The 4,614-nt window shown below is 35.2% G+C and carries 4 protein-coding genes; all 4 read left to right on the top strand.

The window, feature by feature from the left end:
- The first annotated feature begins 526 nt into the window (after nt 1-526).
- Nucleotides 527-946 carry a DUF948 domain-containing protein gene (locus K9V48_RS27035; RefSeq protein WP_224142170.1) on the top strand — a complete coding sequence of 140 codons (420 nt, stop codon included), beginning with the start codon at nt 527-529 and terminating at the stop codon, nt 944-946.
- 40 nt (nt 947-986) lie between these two features.
- Nucleotides 987-1,487 (top strand): YtxH domain-containing protein, encoded by a 501-nt coding sequence (locus K9V48_RS27040; protein ID WP_224142171.1) that lies wholly within the window; start codon nt 987-989, stop codon nt 1,485-1,487.
- A gap of 331 nt (nt 1,488-1,818) precedes the next feature.
- Entirely contained in the window at nt 1,819-2,898 is a 1,080-nt protein-coding gene (locus K9V48_RS27045) for a bifunctional 3-deoxy-7-phosphoheptulonate synthase/chorismate mutase (RefSeq protein ID WP_285870906.1), read from the top strand.
- 529 nt (nt 2,899-3,427) lie between these two features.
- Nucleotides 3,428-4,432: a catabolite control protein A gene (gene ccpA, locus K9V48_RS27050; protein WP_224142173.1), complete on the top strand. Its 1,005-nt coding sequence runs from the start codon at nt 3,428-3,430 to the stop codon at nt 4,430-4,432.
- The last annotated feature ends 182 nt before the right edge of the window (nt 4,433-4,614 follow it).

Here is a 4,614-nt window from a genome sequence, read left to right on the forward strand (position 1 = left end):
ATCTTCTGTATATATCTGATTCGTTCTTCCTGTTTTCCCCATGAAAAATCCCCTCCAAGTTAAGTGTAACACCATCTTGTAAAATGGTCTTTTTTTCACTGTCTACTTGTAGGGGATAATATCAAATTAGGTCCTTTTTCTTTATTAATAAAATATCAATACTATTATGTAACAGAGCCAATAGATAAAAAAGAAGTAAACAAGATTTTTTACTTCTTTTTTGTTCTATATAGCAATGTTGTTTCTCTCTTGAGAATACTCCAGAGCTTCTGATAAATGGAAAACAAAACCACGACATCTTTGTACACTTGAGTTGTTTTCATACGTGGATCTTTCAAAATGAATCTTCCCTATTTTAACCGAATTCGCAAAAAGAAACGTATTATCTTGTTTTTTATTCATAAATAAACAAAAAAAGACAAAGGGATTTTCAATAATGATGGAGAATTTAGCTATTATACACCTTTTATGTTTATAATAAATAATAAAAAATATTTATGCAGTAAAGGCATAGGAGGTGTAGAGGTTGATAATAATATTATATTTAAGTGTTGCGCTAATAGCGATTGCATTTACTATTTTGGTTGTTTATCTAGCAAAAACGCTAAAAGCTTTGCAAGGAACTTTAACGAATGTTGCAGACACATTATCTGGCCTAGAGAAGCAAATGGAAGGCATTACGACTGAAACGACACGATTATTACATAAAACAAATGAACTTGCAGAAGATATTCAACATAAGTCAGAAAAACTTAATACGGTTGTGGAATCAGTTCAAGATGTTGGTACGACAATTCAAAAGCTAAATCAGTCAGTACAAAAAGTTACTACGTCTGTTTCAACGAATCTTGAACAAAATCAAGATAAAGTTAATCAAGTTGTTCAATGGAGTAATGCTGCAATGGAAATATGGGCAAAATGGAAGCAGAAGAGTGAAAAAATATGACGGTTAGATTGTCTATTAATCGATACGGGAGGTAGTAATGATGGGTAAAAATAATAGTAAGGATTTTATCGTAGGTTCTCTTGTTGGGGGGCTGATTGGTGCAGCAACAGCTTTATTCTTAGCACCTAAGTCCGGAAAAGAAATACGTGATGATCTAGGACAACAAGCAAGTATTGTGAAGGGCCGGACAGAAAAGTTTACTAGTCAGACCCTAGAAAAAAGTGCTGGCTTAGCAAACGTTGCAAAAGAGAAAACAGTCTCTCTTTCACAAGTTGTATCTGAGCAATCATCACAAATCATGAACAAGGTGCGTGATTTAACGAACACCACGAATGAGCAACGTGATGTGATAGAAGCAGAAGTAGCTGACGCGTTGGAACAAATTTCCGGGGAAACACCAGTCACTCCAAAAGAAGCACAAGCGGAGCTACCGACTGCAATTGTGGAAGCAGCTCATGCTGTTGAATCGGATGTAAACAATGAGCAACCACAAACCAATGACCAAGTTAGCTCAGAAGACAGAGTGAAGACAAATTCTTAATCTAATTCGCCATAACGTTATTTTACGGAAGCATTTGGAGGCAATTGGTTAAGAAAGACGAAGAGGTAGCTGACCTGCTTAATAAAGTAGGTCAGCTACCTTTTTTAGACATAAGAGTATAAATATTCACTTTAACACTTAAAAGCTTAAAAGCGTTTAAATGTTAAAGTTTTTAATGACAATACCAAATTTATCGTTTATAATAACAGATAATTATAAAGATTGTATCATATTTCTTAGAATATTTAAGAAAACAAGATTTTCCTTGGGAAGTTACAATACGAAGTGGTTTTAATAATTTTTGACAATGCTGTGTGAAAGGATGAGAGAGATGAGTAAAGGGACAGAATTAGAAGCTTTAAGAGAGAGAGCAGATGAGATTAATCTACAGATTTTAAAGTTAATCAATGAGCGTGGAAGAGTTGTGCAGGAGATTGGTAAAACGAAGGAAGCACAAGGTGTTAATCGTTATGATCCTGTTCGCGAACGAAATATGTTAAATAAGATAAAAGAAGTTAACGATGGACCATTCTTAGATTCAACATTGCAACATATTTTTAAGGAAATATTTAAAGCAGGTTTAGAATTGCAAGAGGATGATCATAGTAAAGCATTGCTTGTATCACGTAAGAAAAAACCTGAAAATACGATTGTAGAAGTTAACGGCGTAAGAATTGGTGATGGAAACCAATCGTTTATCATTGGTCCTTGTGCGGTTGAGAGCTATGAGCAAACTGCTGCAGTTGCTGAGCAAGCGGTTAAACAAGGGGTTAAAATTCTTCGTGGGGGTGCCTTTAAACCACGTACGAGTCCATATGACTTCCAAGGACTTGGTCTTGAAGGTCTGAAGATTTTGAGAAGAGTGGGCGATGAGTACGGTCTAGCGATTATTAGTGAAATCGTAAATCCAGCAGACATCGAAACAGCTTTAGAGTATGTTGACATCATTCAAATTGGTGCACGTAATATGCAAAACTTTGAATTATTAAAAGCAGCAGGCGCGGTTCGCAAACCAGTGTTATTAAAACGTGGATTAGCAGCAACGATCGATGAATTCATCAATGCGGCTGAATACATTATTTCACAAGGAAATGACCAAATCATTCTTTGCGAGCGCGGTATTCGTACTTATGAGCGAGCAACAAGAAATACATTAGATATTTCAGCAGTTCCAATCTTAAAACAAGAAACACACTTACCAGTATTTGTTGATGTAACACACTCAACAGGTAGAAGAGATTTACTCATACCAACAGCTAAGGCAGCTTTAGCTATCGGTGCTGATGGTGTAATGGCTGAGGTACATCCGGATCCAGCAGTTGCATTATCCGATTCAGCTCAACAAATGAATTTTGATCAATTTGACACATTTATTACTGAATTAAAGCCTTTAGTGAAGGTAGACGCATAAAACTCCATAAAAGGTAAAAAGGTTGACTCATCAGGACCTCCGAAAATGAACGAAATGTAGCTGGTTTTTTAAACCAAATTCTACATTGTTCAAGGAGAATACTGACATGTGAGTCAACCTTTTTATCCTTTAGGGAACTATAAAATTCTTGAACTGTGGATAAGCGCACGACATCCAGCTCCAGCGCTTTTGTTCTTTATTCCAGTTTTTATTCATAATTTTTTTATTTAAGGTAAAAATAAAAATATAGATTTTTTCAATACAGTGATATAGCAAGAATTGAATCTAAATCCTAGATAATGACAATATTGGTAAACCTTCATCAAAAAAATATGTGAAAAAACGAACAATCGATGATAACTACGAAAAAATGAACTGAAACTTATTGCAGACGATTTCAGAGTATCGTATGATTGAGTACATAGAATGTGCTTAAATATGGCTATTTTACAAAAGAAAACAATTTTCTACATATAATTATAGCGAAATTTAAACTAAACGTTTTCAGTAATAGAAGGAGTGTTTTTAAATGTCAAGCGTAACAATATATGATGTTGCCCGTGAGGCAAGTGTATCCATGGCTACTGTTTCTCGCGTAGTTAATGGTAATCCAAATGTAAAACCGACAACAAGAAAAAAGGTTCTTGATGCAATTGAGCGATTGGGCTATCGTCCAAATGCAGTAGCTCGAGGGCTTGCAAGTAAAAAAACAACAACTGTTGGCGTAATTATTCCCGATATTTCAAGTATCTTTTATTCTGAGCTTGCGCGAGGGATTGAAGATATTGCAACGATGTATAAATACAATATCATTTTAAGTAACTCTGACCAAAACAAGGATAAAGAGCTGCATCTTTTAAATACAATGCTTGGTAAGCAAGTAGATGGAATTGTTTTTATGAGCGGAAATGTTACTGAAGAGCTAGTAGAGCAATTTAAGCGTTCGCCAGTTCCAATTGTATTAGCAGCATCAGTTGATTTATCAGAATCAACTCCTTCAGTAAACATTAATTATGAACAATCTGCTTATGATGTTATCTCAATGCTTATTGAAAAGGGACACAAAAGAATCGCTTATGTTGAAGGACCAGCTGAAGAGCCTGTTAATCGCTTGAAAAAGTCTGTCGGGTATAAGCGTGCATTAGAGGATGCAGGTATTCCATTTGAAGAGGAACTTGTTATCGAAGGTGATTACTCTTACGATTCAGGTATTGAAGCGTTTGAAAAAATTGAAGAACTCACTGAAAAGCCAACAGCAATCTTCGTTGGTACTGACGAAATGGCATTAGGTGTTATACATGGTGCACAAGACCGAAATTACTCAATACCAAATGATTTTGAAGTTGTGGGATTTGATAATACAAGACTTTCAACAATGGTACGTCCACAGCTAACAACAGTTGTACAACCAACATATGATATTGGTGCAGTTGCAATGAGGTTACTAACGAAGTACATGAATAAAGAAGAAGTCGATAACCATATCGTAGAGCTCCCACATCGAATCGAGTTCAGACAATCAACAAAACAATAATCCGATAGTAATTGTAAGTTTGAGCTTAAAAGAGCTAACAGTCTATGTTAGCTCTTTTCACTTTGTTGAAAAAAGATTATGTCAATGAAAATGCCACAAATTTTTTGTGGCATTTTCATGATTAGTATTTGTTTTATCAAGCGGGTTCTTCTATAATTTCATATGTTAGGTGTAGACCAATT

It is taken from the genome of Metabacillus rhizolycopersici, from assembly GCF_020075705.1.